We start from the raw sequence: 12,891 nt of genomic DNA on the forward strand, positions 1-12,891 counted from the left end.
TTCCCGTTCAGATGGTGAACCCGCCGTCGACGTTGATCGTGGCCCCGGTGACGTAACGAGCCTCCGGGCCGGCCAGGAAAGTGACGGCCGCGGCCACGTCGGCCGGCTCGGCATAGTGGCCGAGGGCGGTGAACCCCCGGATCACGTCGGCGTTGGGTCCGTCGGCCGGATTGGAGTCGGTGTCGGTCGGACCCGGGTTCACCAGGTTGACCGTGATGCCCCGGACGCCCAGTTCACGGCCGAGCGCCTTGGTCAGGCCGGTCATCGCGGACTTGCTCATCGCGTACAGGGAAAAGCCCGGGAAGACGGCCCGCTCGGCCATGTTGCTGCCGATGGTGACGATCCGCCCGCCCTCCGTCATGTGCCGCACCGCGGCCTGCGCGGCGATGAACGGCGCGCGCACGTTGATCGCGACGGTCTGGTCGAAGTCGGCCATGCCGAGCTGCTCGAACTCGCCCAGGAGGAAGGCGCCGGCGTTGTTGACCAGAACGTCCAGCCGGCCCAGCTCATCGGCGACCCGATCGACCGCGGCGACCACTGCGGTCGCGTCGGCGCTGTCCGCCCGGATGGCGATCGCCCGGCCACCGACGGCCTTGATCCGATCGACCACGTCGTCGGCCCGTGGCTGATCCTGCTGAAAGGTCAGGGCTACGTCGGCGCCCGCCTCGGCCAGGCGCAGGGCCACAGCCGCGCCGATGCCGCGGCTGCCTCCGGTGACGAGGGCTACTTTGCCGTCAAGGACTCTGTTCATGACGGCCAGCCTGGTCGAAGCCGGTGCGGGCGTCTGGCGGTGATCGGACTTCGCGCTCGATCTCCCGTCGGGTCGACTCACCCAGGCCACGGCCGTGTGGGATGATCCGCGGCGTGATGTTCCGCAGAAGGGGCTGTGCCTCGTAGGACGCCTGGATCGATACGTCGTCGCCTGCCGGTCGCGCGGAACCCGTGGATCCGATATCGCGACATTCCTGGGTTGTCGGGCCGCGCCAACGCTGCTGTCCGTGATCTGGAGCGGCGGTTCTGGTTGCCCGGTGTGGTGGCCGTCGCGGCGAGCGTGTGGGGCGTTCACGTCCGCGGTGGCCGGCGGCGGTGGCAGCCCTGGGAAGAGGAATTCACCTGTCGCTGCTGCGGTGTGGGCTGGGCCCGGGCGCGCCTGGAAGAGGCGGTTGCGATGCTGCCCGGCGGCGCCGCCCGCGAACTCCGAGCCGTCGTCGACCGCCTGGATGACACGTTGCTGCGGCGCACCCACCATGATCCGCAGACGCCGGACGACGATCCCTGGTGGCTGCGCCGCTGTTGAGCGCGGTTCTAACGCACGAAGCGTTCGCGGCGGACGGTCGGGCGGCGGCCGCGGATGGTGCTTCGCTGCATGGCCGCGATGACCATGTCGGTGGCCTTCTCGGGGACCTCGACCAGGGCGAACCGGTCGGTGATCTGGATGGCGCCGATCTCGCGGGCGCTGAGGCCGGTCTCGCCGGTGATCGCGCCGACCAGGTCTTGCGGGCGTACGCCGGCGCGGCGGCCGATGCCGAAGAACAGGCGGGTCACGCCTGAGTCCAACGGGCGGGAGGACGGTCGGCGGTCGCGTCCGCCGGCGCCGGGGCGGTTGTCGCGGTTCTGCCCGCCGCGGCTGGTGGACACCGGGGCCGGGGTGGGGATCTCGTCCTCGTCGGTGTCGCCGCCGGCCGCCTCGTGCAGCAGCTTCACCGCGGCCAGGGCGACGTTCTCGACGTCGAACTCGTCGGTCAGCGAGTCGAGCACCACCCGGAACCGCTCGAGGTCGTCGGTCTCGAGGCTGGCCTGCAGCGCCGCCCGGGTCAGCTCGAGCCGCCGGGCCCGCAGGTCGGTGACCGTGGGCAGCTTCTCCAGGGTGATGCGCTGACCGGTGAGCCGCTCGATGGCCTTGAGCATGCGCTGCTCGCGCGGCTCGGCCAGGGTGATGGCGCAGCCCTCCCGGCCGGCCCGGCCCACCCGGCCGATGCGGTGCACGTACGCCTCGGGCGCCACCGGCACGTTGAAGTTGATGACGTGGGTGAGCTGGTCGACGTCCAGACCGCGGGCCGCCACGTCAGTAGCGACCAGCAACTCGGTGCTGCCACTGCGCAGGCGGCCCATGACCCGGTCGCGCTGGTCCTGGCTCATGCCGCCGTGCAGGGCCTCGGCCCGGTAGCCCCGCCCGTTCAGGGTCTCGGTGACCGAGTCGACCTCTTCGCGGGTGCGGCAGAAGACAATCGCCGAGGTCGGCGCCTCCACGTCGAGGATCCGGCCCAGCGCAGCCGACTTGTGGGCCCGCGCCACGATGTAGGCGCTCTGCCGGACCAGCGGCACCTCGCCCGGCGTGGCGACCGCGCGGCCCATCGTGATGCGTTCCGGATCGCGCAGGTGCCGGCGGGCGATGCTGTCGATCCGGGGCGGCATCGTCGCGGAGAACAGCACCGTCTGCCGTTCCGTGGGGGTCTCGTCGAGAATCGCCTCGATGTCCTCGGCGAAGCCCATGTCCAGCATCTCGTCGGCCTCGTCGAGCACGACGGTGCGTACGTCGCCGAGCCGCAGGGTCTTGCGCTCGATGTGGTCGAGGACCCGCCCCGGCGTACCGACGACGACATCCACGCCACGCTGCAGGGCCTGCAGCTGACGCCCGATCGGCTGGCCGCCGTAGACCGGCAGAACCCGTACGCCCAGGTCGCGGCCGTAACGGTGGACGGCCTGGGACACCTGCTCGGCCAGTTCGCGGGTCGGCACCAGGATGAGCGCGGCCGGACCCGCGTCCCGCTTGCCCTCGGTGAACGTCTGCAACACCGGCAACGCGAACGCGGCCGTCTTGCCGGTGCCGGTGGCGGCCTGCCCCACCAGGTCACGGCCGGACACCAGCGACGGGATCGCCGCCTGCTGAATCGGCGTGGGCTCTTCGTACCCGAGGTTGGTCAGCGCGCGGAGCAGTTCCGCCCGCAACCCCAGCCCGGCGAAACCTGCCGCCGACTCGACCTGCTCATCCATGCCGACAACCCTAGGAGAACGGTCCCGCGCGTGCCCGGCCGGGCCAGGAATACGGGTGCGAGGCGCCGCCGGGGAGGACGGTCCCCGGCGGCGCCTCGTGACCTGACCGGTGCGGGATCAGCCCGACACCCGGGCACCGGTCAGGCGGTGGAACACGCCGTGCCGTTGAGTGCGTAGCCACTCGGGGCGGCGTTGTTCCCGGTGTGGTTGGCCTGGAAGCCGATCGAGACCGAGGCACCGGGGGCGATCGTGCCGTTGTAGGACGCGTTGCGGGCGGTCACCTGGCCCGACGTGGGCGTGTAGGTGGCGTTCCAGCCCGAGGTGATGGTCTGGCCCGCGGCCAGCGTGAAGCCGAGCGACCAGCCGTTGATCGCCGTGGTGCCGGTGTTGGCGATGGTGAGCTGGGCGGTGAGGCCGGTGTTCCACGCCTGGACCGTCGACGTCACCTTGCACGTACCTCCCGTGGTGGGCGGCGGAGTCGTGGGAGGCGGAGTCGTGGGAGGCGGGGTCGTCGGCGGCGGAGTGGTCGGCGGGGTCGACGAGTCCAGGCCGAAGAAGGCGATCGCCAGCCGGGCCATGCCACTCAACGGCAGGTTGTGGCCGACGCCGGCGACGCTGATGCCCTCGACCGGGGCCTGCACGGCCGAGGAGCCGTATCGCGTACGGGTCCAACCGCTCTGCGGTGTGTCGGTGAGCGCCGGCGTCTGGGAGACACCGAGCACGTTCGTCCACTGCTTGATCTCCTCACCGAAGTTCGGATACTGCAGCGTGCTGTCGGTGGTGCCGTGCATGACCTGCATACGCGGGCGCCGGCCGGTGTAGCCGGGGTAGGCCGCGCGCACCAGGTCGCCCCACGCCTGGGGAGTCTTGATGAGCTGGCCGGACGAGCAGGTGCTGTTCCACATCGAGCCGTCGGTGGTGGCGAAGCAGCCGAACGGCACGCCCATGAAGGCCGAGCCGGCCGCGAACACGTCCGGGTAGTCGCCGAGCAGGACGTTGGTCATCATCGCGCCCGACGAGGCGCCGGTGACGAAGGTGCGGTTGACGTCGGTGCTGTAGCGCTGTTGCACGTACCGGACCATCGAGACGATGCCGGCCGGGTCGCTCGTGCTGTTGTGGGTGAGCGCGCCCGGCGTGGACACGTCGAAGCACTGGCCCGAGCGGGTGGCCGACGGGTAGATCACGATGAAGCCGTACTGGTCGGCGAGCGAGGCGAACTCCGTACCGGAATAGAACGCCGGGCCCGTGCCGGTGCAGTAGTGCACCGCGACCAGCAGAGCGGGATTGGCGGCGAGACGGTCCGGGACGTACAGGTGCATGCGAAGGTTTGTGGGGTTGGCCCCGAAGCCGGTGACCTCCTGCAGCGAGGCGGCCTGGGCGGGCGAGGCGGGAGCGAGAAGCGCGAGACCGGCGACGGCGAGGAGGCCGACGACGGCACGCCAGATTTTGATCATGGCAATCCCCGGGGTGATGCCGCGGGCGCCCGGTGGAAGGCGCCCGCGGCCGGATTAAGAGGTCAGCGCGCCGTGCAGGTGGAGACGGACGGGCCGGTGCCCGTGCCCTGGAAGCCGAACTCGGTGCTGGCGCCGGCGTTGACCGAGCCGTTGTACGACACGTTGCTGAAGCTCGTCCCGCTGGCGCTCGCGTTCCACGAGTTGGTGACGGCGGCGCCGGACGGCAGGGTGACGTTGACGGTCCAGCCGTTCAGCCGGCTCGCGCCCGCGGTGACCTTGACCGTGGCGACGAACCCCCCGTTCCACTGGTTCAGCGAGATCGTCGAGGTGCAGCCGGAACCGGACGGCGGCGGTGTCGTGGTGGTGGGCGGCGGCGGGGCGGTGGTCGTGGGCGGCGGCGTGCTGGTGCCGCTGTTCAAGGCGTCGAGGACGGCCGTGTACGCCGCCTTCTTGTTGCCGCTGCCGTCGAAGAGCAGCGGGGTGCCGCTGGCCCGCCACGAGTCCGAGTCACGGATGCCCCACACGGTGATGCCGTTGCAGCGGGTCACCGCCAGGCAGGCCCGGGTCACCGTGCCGAACGAGTTGGCCTGGGTCGTGCCCGAGCCCTCGATGTCGAGTTCGGTGATCTGCACGTCGACGCCCAGGTTGGCGAAGCGCTGCAGGTTGGCCTGGTAGTCCGAGGGCACCGGGGAGGCCGAGTTGAAGTGCGACTGGAAGCCGACGCAGTCGATCGGCACGCCGCGGGACTTGAAGTCCTGCACCATGGCGAAGACGGCGTTGCTCTTCGCGTTCTGGCCGTCGGTGTTGTAGTCGTTGTAGCAGAGCTTGGCGGCCGGGTCGGCGGCGCGGGCCGTACGGAAAGCGACCTCGATCCAGTCGTTGCCGGTGCGCTGCAGGTTGGAGTCGCGGCGGGCGCCCGTGCCGCCGTCGGCGAACGCCTCGTTGACCACGTCCCACGAGTCGATCTGGCCCTTGTAGTGGGTGGCGACCTGGGTGACGTGGTTGACCATGGCGTTGCGCAGGGCGGTGCCGCTGAGGTTCTGCGCCCACGACGGTTGCTGGGAGTGCCAGGCCAGCGCGTGACCGCGTACCTTGGCGCCGTTGGCCTTGGCCCGGGCCACGATCTGGTCGGCCGAGGTGAAGCTGAACTGGCCCTGGGTGGGCTCGGTGGCGTCCCACTTCATCTCGTTCTCGGGCGTGACCGAGTTGAACTCGCGGTTCAGGATGCCCGAATAGGTGGCGTCGCTGAGTTTGTAGGCCGCGACGGCGGTGCCGAAGTAGCGGCCTTTCTCGGCCGCGGAGGCACCGAGCGTGGTGGCCGCGTTCGCCGTGGAGGTGACGGCCAGTGCGCCGCCCGCGACGAGCAGGCCGAGAGTTCCGGCGAGGATCAGCCGGCGTTTCGGGGAACGTTTCATTGCAGGTGCCTTTCGAGCTGCCAGAGGGGGACGGCACGGCCCGCGGACGCCGGTGGAAGCGTCCGCGTGCCGCTACAGCAGAAAGTGACCCGGATCGATCGAAACGTTAACGGCAAGTTCCGGAAACCACAACGCCCAATCTTGTTCACTATTGGCGCGGAGAGGCGAATGGGCGCGCTCCCATTAGATATTTATCGCCCAAATAGGACGCTACAGGCTCCGAAAGTTTCGGAGCTCGGCGTCGATGGCGGCGGTGGCCTCGAGCAGCGGGGGGAGCAGACGGCGCCGCATCACGTCGACCGTCGCGCGGGCCGCGTGCACCGAGACGTTGACGGCGCCCGCCACGACGCCGGCGCGGTCGTGGATCGGGGCGGCGATCGCCCTCAGGCCCTCCTCGAGTTCCTGGTCGACGATGGACCAGCCCTGGTCGCGTACGCGGGAAAGCTCCTCCTCCAACGCCGCCGCCGAGGGGACCGTCTTGGCGGTCAAGCGGTGCAGCGTGACCCGGGTCAGGTAGGCGTCGAGCTCCGACGGGGGCAGCGCGGCCAGCATCACCCGGCCCATCGAGGTGGCGTAGGCGGGGAAGCGGGTGCCCAGGTTGATCGATACGGCCATGATGCGGCTGGTCGGCACGCGGGCGATGTAGACGATGTCGTCGGCGTCCAGGATGGACAGCGAGGACGACTCGTGGACCTGGGACACGAGGCGTTCCAGGTGCGGGGCGGCGACGTCGGGCAGCGACAGGCTGGACAGGTAGGCGTATCCCAGCTCGAGCACGCGCGGTGTCAGGCGGAACAGGCGGCCGTCGGTGCGTACGTAGCCGAGGTCGGCCAGCGTCAGCAGGAAACGGCGGGCGGCGGCGCGGGTCAGGTCACAGATGCGGGCCACCTCGCTCAGCGTGAGCTCCGGGTGCTGCGCGTCGAACGCCCTGATCACGGCCAGTCCACGCTGGAGCGACTGGACGTGGTCCGAACTCATCGGCCACCCTGTGAGATCGATAAAGATCGTTGACGTGACACGGCCCACATCCTAGCGTTCTCTGTGAGAACTTCTGTTCGCCATGCGCACACTACCGGAGGCAAGCGAATGCGACGTTTCGTCACGGGGATAGCGGTAGCGGCTCTCCTCCTGTCCACTGCGGCCTGCGGATCATCAGGCGGAGAAACGGAGAGCGACGGCATCGACAAGGTCAAGGTCGGTGTCATCCCGATCATCGATGTCGCCCCGATCTATCTCGGTCAGCAGAAGGGCTTCTTCAGCAACCGCAAGATCGAGGTCAGCATGGAGGCCGGTCAGGGCGGCGCGGCCATCGTGCCCGGTGTGGTCAGTGGCCAGTTCCAGTTCGGGTTCAGCAACATGACCTCGCTGCTCATCGCCCAGACCAAGAACGTGCCGATCAAGACGGTCGCGGCCGGCGTCGCGTCGACCGGTGAGCAGGGCAAGGACTTCGGCGGCGTGGTGGTCAAGGCGGACAGCCCGATCAAGACGGCGGCCGACCTGGCCGGCAAGAAGGTCGCGGTCAACACGCTCAAGAACATCGGCGACACCACCGTCCGCGAGTCGGTGCGCAAGGCGGGCGGCGACCCGAAGGGCATCCAGTTCGTCGAGATGCCGTTCCCCAACATGCCCGCCGGCCTGCAGGAGGGCCAGGTCGACGCGGCCTGGGCGGTGGAACCGCAGCTGACCCAGATCAAGGCGGCCGGCGGACGGCTGGTCGCGTCCAACTTCGTCGACGCGGCGCCCGGCCTGACCGTGGCCGCGTACTTCACCTCGACCAAGCTCGCGGGCGAGAACGCCGACCTGGTCAAGCGGTTCACCGAGGCGATCAACGAGTCGCTGGCGTACGCCGACAGCCACCCCGACGAGGTCCGCGCGATCATCGGCAGCTACACCAAGATCGACGAGAAGACCCGGGCCGACGTGACCCTGCCCAAGTGGCCGACCGAGATCAACCAGGCTTCGGTCGAGACGCTGGCCAAGCTCGGCACGGGCGACGGCATCTTCGACGGCGCTACCCCTGACGTGGCGAAGCTGATGCCGTGAGAGGCCTCCTCGGCCTGGCCGGACTGCTGGTGATCGTCGAGGCGCTGCCACGGTCCGGCCTGGTCGACGACGGCTACCTGCCGCCGACCAGCCGGATCGTGGCGGCGCTGGGCGACGAGGTGGTCACGGCGGAGTTCTGGCAGGCGGTGGCCGACACCCTGACCGCGTGGGTGATCGGCCTGGCCGTCGCGGTGGCGGCCGGTGTCGTCGTGGGTGTCGCGATCGGCGCGGTGCCGGTGCTGCGGGCCGCGACCTCGTCGACGATCGAGTTCCTGCGGCCGATCCCGTCGGTGGCGCTGATTCCCCTGGCCGTGCTGCTCTACGGCACCGACCTCGGCTCGACGTTGCTGCTCGTCGTCTACGCGGCCTTCTGGCAGGTGCTCGTGCAGGTTCTGTACGGCGTGGCCGACGTCGACCCGATCGCCGACGAGACCGCGCGCAGTTTCCGGTTCGGCGCGTGGGCCCGGATCCGGCACGTGCTGTGGCCGACCGCCCTGCCGTATGTGTTCACCGGCGTCCGGCTCGCCGCATCGGTGGCCCTGGTGCTGGCGGTCACCGCCGAACTGGTCATCGGCGCGCCCGGCCTGGGCAAGATGATCGCCGTGGCGCAGACCTCCGGAGCGGTTCCCGACATGTACGCCCTGATCGCCGTCACCGGTCTGCTCGGCGTCGCCATCAACCTGGCCGCCCGGGCGTTCGAGCGCCGGACATTGGCGTGGCACCAGTCCGTACGGGGAGAGGTTCCCGCATGAGGAAGGTTGCCTACGTCCTGGGGTTGCCCGTCGTCCTGTTCGCGGCCTGGTATCTGATCAGCGCGGGCAGCGAGAGCTTCTACGCTCCCCCGCTGCGCGACATCCTCGCCTCGTTCGGCCGCACCTGGACCCTCGACCGGCTGCAGGCCGACGTGCTGCCCAGCCTGCTTCGCCTGACCGCGGGGTTCCTGCTGGCCGCGGTGATCGGCGTGGCTCTGGGCGTCGCCATCGGGCTCGGTCCGCGGCTGCGCGCCACGGTCGAGCCGGTGCTCGAGTTCTTCCGGGCGATCCCGCCACCCGTGCTGGTGCCGGTCATCATGCTCTTCGCCGGCATCGGGAACGGCATGAAGATCATCGTGATCGTGTTCGGTTGCGTGTGGCCGGTGCTGCTGAACACGGTCGAGGGTGTGCGGGCGGTGGACAGCGTGCAGCTCGACACCGCCAGGGCGTACGGGATAAACGGTTTTGATCGGATTCGGCGGGTGGTGCTGCCGTCGGCCTCCCCGCAGATCGCGGCCGGGCTGCGGCAGGCCCTGTCGATCGCGATCATCCTGATGGTGATCAGCGAGATGTTCGCGGCCAGCAACGGCCTCGGCTTCACCATCGTCCAGTTCCAGCGCAGCTTCGCCATACCCGAGATGTGGAGCGGGATCATCCTGCTCGGCCTGCTCGGGTTCGGGCTGTCGCTGCTCTTCCGGCTCGCCGAGGGGCGGGCCCTGCGCTGGTACCACGGCCTGCGCGCGGCTTCGAAAGGTCGTTGAACGATGCTCTCGGTATCCGGACTCCGCAAGGTCTACCAGCCTCATGTCGAAGCTCTCCGCGACCTCACCTTCACCGTCGAGCGGGGTGAGCTCGTCTGCCTGGTCGGGCCGTCCGGCTGCGGCAAGACGACGTTGCTGCGCTGCATCGCCGGCCTGCTCGAACCGACCGGTGGAAAAGTCAGCCTGGACGGACGCGAGGTCAGCGGTCCGCCGCCGGGTCTGGCCATGGTGTTCCAGGAATACGGCCGCAGCCTCTTCCCCTGGATGACCGTCCGCGACAACGTCGAACTGCCTTTGAAACAAAAGAGGCTTCCCCGTACGCGTCGGAGCGCGCTCGTCGAGGAATCGCTCACCGCCGTCGGCCTGGCCGGCTCGGAGTCCGCGTACCCGTGGCAACTCTCCGGCGGCATGCAGCAGCGAGTGGCCATCGCACGGGCGGTCGCCTACGAGCCGTCGACGCTGCTCATGGACGAGCCGTTCGCCGCGGTCGACGCACAGACCCGGGCCGACCTGGAAGACCTGGTGCGCTCGCTGTGGCAGCGGCTCGGGGTGACCGTCCTGTTCATCACGCACGACATCGACGAGGCGGTATACCTGGGCCAGCGCGTGCTCATGCTGTCGTCGTCACCGACCGTGGTGCAGGACGAGATCACGGTCGACCTCCCCGCGGAACGCGACCAGCTGCACACGCGGGCCGATCCGCGCTTCACCGAACTGCGGACGCACGTCTACGAGCAGATCCAGGCGGCCAAGCTCAGTACGCGTACCGGCTGATCGTCTCCGGGTGGATCACGACGCGTACCTGGTCGCGGCCGAGGATCTCGTCGAGGTCGCCTTGACGCAGCGGGTCGCCCAGGTCCCAGTAGCGGGCGGCCAGCCGTTTCGCCAGGTCGTGCCCGCCGTCCGGCTCGATCGTGGTGCGGCCCGCGACGGCGATCCAGCGTTCGCGCTCGGTGGCCGGGGCCGCGACCACGATCGACGCCCGCGGGTCACGGCCCAGACGGCGTACCTTGAGCGTGTCCGGGCCGGTGAACAGCTGGATCGCGCCGTCCGGGGTGGCCTCGAACCACACCGGACGCGGCTGAGGCGGTTGCGGGCCGGTCGCCACCGACAGGAATCCGTGCAGCGGGCGGGCGAGGAACTCGAGGTCGTCGGCGGTCAGGCGGGCGGCGTCGGGGCTCATCCGATCAACGCTACTGGCTCTGGTGTCCGGCCGGCCTCGCCTCGCTGTTGTGTCCGGCCTTTTGTGTCCGGCTCGCCTCGCCTCGCTCGACGGCGCTGTCATCCCCGACTTTTCCCGGGTGTCCACCCTGGCTTTTTCCAGGGTTTTTTCCCAGGTCCGGCACAGGCTCGAGAGGGCGTGCGGGCGTCATGCTGAAGGGACCGCCTCGACAGGGAGTCGCCATGGAGATCTCCGGGATTTTCACCGCCATCATCGTCGGTCTCATCATCGGTGCGCTGGGCCGTCTCGTCCTGCCCGGCAAACAGAACATCTCGATCTGGCTGACACTGCTCATCGGCATCATCGCGGCGCTGGTCGGCACGTTCCTGGCCGCGCTGATCGGGGTCGACGACACGCGCGGGATCGACTGGATCGAGCTGATTCTGCAGGTCGCGCTCGCGGCCGGGGGTGTGGCGCTGGTCGCCGGCACCCGTCGCCGGTCCTGACTGCACGTTCGCCAGTTTCCCGGCCCGCTTCCGGCCCCGATGCCAAATCTGTTTCGGGGCCGGTTGCCGGTCTTGTGTCGGGGCCGGCTGCCGCTCTGCGCCGGGGCCGGCCGGTTTGCGTCGGGGCCGATGCCAGCTTTGCGTCGGGGCCGGTTGCCGGTTTTGTGTCGGGGCCGGTTGCCGGTTTTGTGTCGGGGCCGGTTGCCGGTTTTGTTTCGGGGCCGGTTGCCGGTTTTGTTTCGGGTCCATAACGGAATGACGCCTGGGTCACCGGCCACTGACGGCCGGTGACCGCGACTCGCTGAGTCGTACCACCCTCATGGTGCGCAAACGGGGGGATGTGCGAAGCTGCGCGCTACATCCGCAGCTCTCATCTGTTCGGAGCCTTTCATATGGCATCGTTCCTCTTCATTGTCGGCGGGATCGTCGTCGGATTCCTCGCCGGTTGGCTGTTGCGCGGACTGCGGTCCGCCAAGCCCACGGCCACCGAGACGCCCGCCGCCTCCGCCGCCACGATCAGCGCGCCGGCCACCGCAGCCACGACCACCGAGGACGAGCCGAAGGCCGAACCGGTCGAGGCAGAGTCCGTCATCGAACCCATCGCCGTCGCGGAGCCCGCCGTCGACGCGAAGCCCGCCGACGCCGAATCCGTCACCGGCACCGAGCCGACCGCCGACGCCGAGCCCACTGACAAGACCGTCGCGGGCGAGTCCGAGCCCACCGCGATCGTTGAGCCGGCCATCGTCGAGCCCGAGCCGGTCGCCGTCGCGGGCCAGTCCGAGCCCGCCGCGATCGCTGAGCCGGCCATCGTCGAGTCCGAGCCGGTCGCCGTCGTCGCCGAGCCTGCCGCCGCTGAGCCTGCCGCCGCTGAGCCGGCCGGCGCCGAGCCCGCCATCGCCGAGCCGGTCGCGGCCGCCGACGAGCTGGCCGACGACGAGCGCGTGACCGAACCGGTGCGCCGCACCGAGCCGGCCGCCGCCGTGGCCGAGCCCGCCATCGCCATCGCCGTCGCCGCCGTTCCGGTGCCGGCCGCGGCGGCGGACGACCTCGCGGACGACGAACGCGTGACCGAGCCGGTGCGCCGGTCCGAGCCCGAGCCGATCGCCGTCACCGCCGAGCCCGCCGTGGTGTCGGCCCCGATCGCCGAGCCCACCCCGGTCGCCGCGGCCAAGCCCGCCCCGAAGCCGCGGGCCGCCCGCACCCGCACGGCCAAGCCGAAGCCGGTCGCCGCCGTGCCCGGTGCCGCCGAGTCGGACGAGGTCGCGGCCGTGCCCGCCCCCGTGGCCGTGGAAGCGCCGTCCATTGCGGACACCACCGCCGCGGTGCCGGGCAACGCCGAGCCCGAGGAGATCGCCGCCGTACCCGCCCCGGTCGCCGTGGCGATCGCCGAGCCCGACGACCTCACCCGGATCGCCGGCATCGGCCCCAAGATGGCGATGGCCCTCGCCGTCGCCGGGATCACCCGCTTCGAGCAGCTGGCCGACACCGACGTGGCCACGTTGCGGGCCGCCGTCACCGGCGCCGGCCTGCGCCTGGCCCCCACCCTGCCGACGTGGCCCGAGCAGGCCAAAAAGCTCGCCGGCAACTGACCACCGCACGACCCCGAGGCCCGGTGCCACCTTCACGGTGCGCCGGGCCTCTCCCATGACACCCCAGGACGCGGTGACCTCCGCTCCCACCCAGACACAGACCTAGGCACGGACCCAGCACCGACACACCCAGCGCACGCCGCCCAGGCACAGACCTAGGCACAGACCCGCCCAGCGCACGCCGCCCAGGCACAGACCTAGGCACGGGACCCGGC

13 protein-coding genes are annotated in these 12,891 nt (G+C 70.3%); 7 read left to right on the forward strand and 6 right to left on the reverse strand.

Features of this window, described 5'->3' with window-relative positions; genetic code table 11:
• Positions 1–7: 7 nt before the first annotated feature.
• On the reverse strand, positions 8–751 hold the full coding sequence (locus tag KOI35_RS37370; RefSeq protein WP_215793528.1) for an SDR family NAD(P)-dependent oxidoreductase: 744 nt from the start codon (positions 749–751) through the stop codon (positions 8–10).
• A gap of 219 nt (positions 752–970) precedes the next feature.
• Here KOI35_RS37370 and KOI35_RS37375 point away from each other — a divergent pair, with 219 nt between their 5' ends.
• Positions 971–1,297 carry a hypothetical protein gene (locus KOI35_RS37375; protein WP_215793530.1) on the forward strand — a complete coding sequence of 109 codons (327 nt, stop codon included), beginning with the start codon at positions 971–973 and terminating at the stop codon, positions 1,295–1,297.
• Between the two features lie 8 nt (positions 1,298–1,305).
• On the opposite strand, the gene KOI35_RS37380 is transcribed toward KOI35_RS37375, so the two are convergent.
• The 4 genes from KOI35_RS37380 to KOI35_RS37395 all read right to left on the reverse strand — a co-directional run bounded on the left by KOI35_RS37380 (position 1,306) and on the right by KOI35_RS37395 (position 6,841).
• Positions 1,306–2,994: a DEAD/DEAH box helicase gene (locus tag KOI35_RS37380; protein WP_215793533.1), complete on the reverse strand. Its 1,689-nt coding sequence runs from the start codon at positions 2,992–2,994 to the stop codon at positions 1,306–1,308.
• A gap of 140 nt (positions 2,995–3,134) precedes the next feature.
• Complete coding sequence (locus KOI35_RS37385; RefSeq protein WP_215793535.1) at positions 3,135–4,448, reverse strand: extracellular catalytic domain type 1 short-chain-length polyhydroxyalkanoate depolymerase; 1,314 nt, start codon at positions 4,446–4,448, stop codon at positions 3,135–3,137.
• Between the two features lie 62 nt (positions 4,449–4,510).
• Positions 4,511–5,863, reverse strand: coding sequence for a glycoside hydrolase family 10 protein (locus KOI35_RS37390; protein WP_215793538.1), 1,353 nt, complete (start codon positions 5,861–5,863; stop codon positions 4,511–4,513).
• Positions 5,864–6,073: 210 nt separating this feature from the next.
• Positions 6,074–6,841, reverse strand: coding sequence for an IclR family transcriptional regulator domain-containing protein (locus KOI35_RS37395; RefSeq protein WP_215793540.1), 768 nt, complete (start codon positions 6,839–6,841; stop codon positions 6,074–6,076).
• A gap of 108 nt (positions 6,842–6,949) precedes the next feature.
• Between KOI35_RS37395 and KOI35_RS37400 the strand changes: the two genes are divergently transcribed.
• From KOI35_RS37400 to KOI35_RS37415, 4 genes are read left to right on the forward strand one after another with little or no spacing between them, the layout of a single operon-like run.
• Positions 6,950–7,906 (forward strand): ABC transporter substrate-binding protein, encoded by a 957-nt coding sequence (locus KOI35_RS37400; RefSeq protein WP_215793543.1) that lies wholly within the window; start codon positions 6,950–6,952, stop codon positions 7,904–7,906.
• Positions 7,903–8,658, forward strand: coding sequence for an ABC transporter permease (locus KOI35_RS37405; protein WP_215793545.1), 756 nt, complete (start codon positions 7,903–7,905; stop codon positions 8,656–8,658). Before KOI35_RS37400 ends, KOI35_RS37405 begins: the two co-directional genes overlap by 4 nt.
• Positions 8,655–9,419, forward strand: coding sequence for an ABC transporter permease (locus KOI35_RS37410; RefSeq protein WP_215793547.1), 765 nt, complete (start codon positions 8,655–8,657; stop codon positions 9,417–9,419). The genes KOI35_RS37405 and KOI35_RS37410 overlap by 4 nt, the downstream gene beginning before the upstream one ends.
• A gap of 3 nt (positions 9,420–9,422) precedes the next feature.
• Positions 9,423–10,193, forward strand: coding sequence for an ABC transporter ATP-binding protein (locus tag KOI35_RS37415; protein ID WP_215793549.1), 771 nt, complete (start codon positions 9,423–9,425; stop codon positions 10,191–10,193).
• Here the strand turns inward: KOI35_RS37415 and KOI35_RS37420 are convergent.
• A complete protein-coding gene (locus KOI35_RS37420) occupies positions 10,174–10,602 on the reverse strand; it encodes a pyridoxamine 5'-phosphate oxidase family protein (RefSeq protein ID WP_215793551.1) in 429 nt (142 codons plus the stop codon). The two genes, KOI35_RS37415 and KOI35_RS37420, sit on opposite strands and share 20 nt — an antisense overlap.
• Positions 10,603–10,823: 221 nt before the next feature.
• Here KOI35_RS37420 and KOI35_RS37425 point away from each other — a divergent pair, with 221 nt between their 5' ends.
• Both KOI35_RS37425 and KOI35_RS48620 read left to right on the forward strand, forming a co-directional pair.
• On the forward strand, positions 10,824–11,087 hold the full coding sequence (locus KOI35_RS37425) for a GlsB/YeaQ/YmgE family stress response membrane protein (RefSeq protein ID WP_215793553.1): 264 nt from the start codon (positions 10,824–10,826) through the stop codon (positions 11,085–11,087).
• 392 nt (positions 11,088–11,479) lie between these two features.
• Positions 11,480–12,676, forward strand: coding sequence for a helix-hairpin-helix domain-containing protein (locus tag KOI35_RS48620; RefSeq protein ID WP_281420456.1), 1,197 nt, complete (start codon positions 11,480–11,482; stop codon positions 12,674–12,676).
• Positions 12,677–12,891 lie beyond the last annotated feature (215 nt).

Source organism: Paractinoplanes bogorensis, from assembly GCF_018829635.1.
Taxonomy (GTDB): Bacteria; Actinomycetota; Actinomycetes; order Mycobacteriales; family Micromonosporaceae; genus Actinoplanes; species Actinoplanes bogorensis.

Bases quoted from the DNA above. Each gene is read 5' to 3' on its own strand.
- KOI35_RS37370 (WP_215793528.1), bottom strand. From the start codon at position 751: ATGAACAGAGTCCTTGACGGCAAAGTAGCCCTCGTCACCGGAGGCAGC.
- KOI35_RS37380 (WP_215793533.1), bottom strand. From the start codon at position 2,994: ATGGATGAGCAGGTCGAGTCGGCGGCAGGTTTCGCCGGGCTGGGGTTG.
- KOI35_RS37385 (WP_215793535.1), bottom strand. From the start codon at position 4,448: ATGATCAAAATCTGGCGTGCCGTCGTCGGCCTCCTCGCCGTCGCCGGT.
- KOI35_RS37390 (WP_215793538.1), bottom strand. From the start codon at position 5,863: ATGAAACGTTCCCCGAAACGCCGGCTGATCCTCGCCGGAACTCTCGGC.
- KOI35_RS37395 (WP_215793540.1), bottom strand. From the start codon at position 6,841: ATGAGTTCGGACCACGTCCAGTCGCTCCAGCGTGGACTGGCCGTGATC.
- KOI35_RS37400 (WP_215793543.1), top strand. From the start codon at position 6,950: ATGCGACGTTTCGTCACGGGGATAGCGGTAGCGGCTCTCCTCCTGTCC.
- KOI35_RS37410 (WP_215793547.1), top strand. From the start codon at position 8,655: ATGAGGAAGGTTGCCTACGTCCTGGGGTTGCCCGTCGTCCTGTTCGCG.
- KOI35_RS37415 (WP_215793549.1), top strand. From the start codon at position 9,423: ATGCTCTCGGTATCCGGACTCCGCAAGGTCTACCAGCCTCATGTCGAA.
- KOI35_RS37420 (WP_215793551.1), bottom strand. From the start codon at position 10,602: ATGAGCCCCGACGCCGCCCGCCTGACCGCCGACGACCTCGAGTTCCTC.
- KOI35_RS37425 (WP_215793553.1), top strand. From the start codon at position 10,824: ATGGAGATCTCCGGGATTTTCACCGCCATCATCGTCGGTCTCATCATC.
- KOI35_RS48620 (WP_281420456.1), top strand. From the start codon at position 11,480: ATGGCATCGTTCCTCTTCATTGTCGGCGGGATCGTCGTCGGATTCCTC.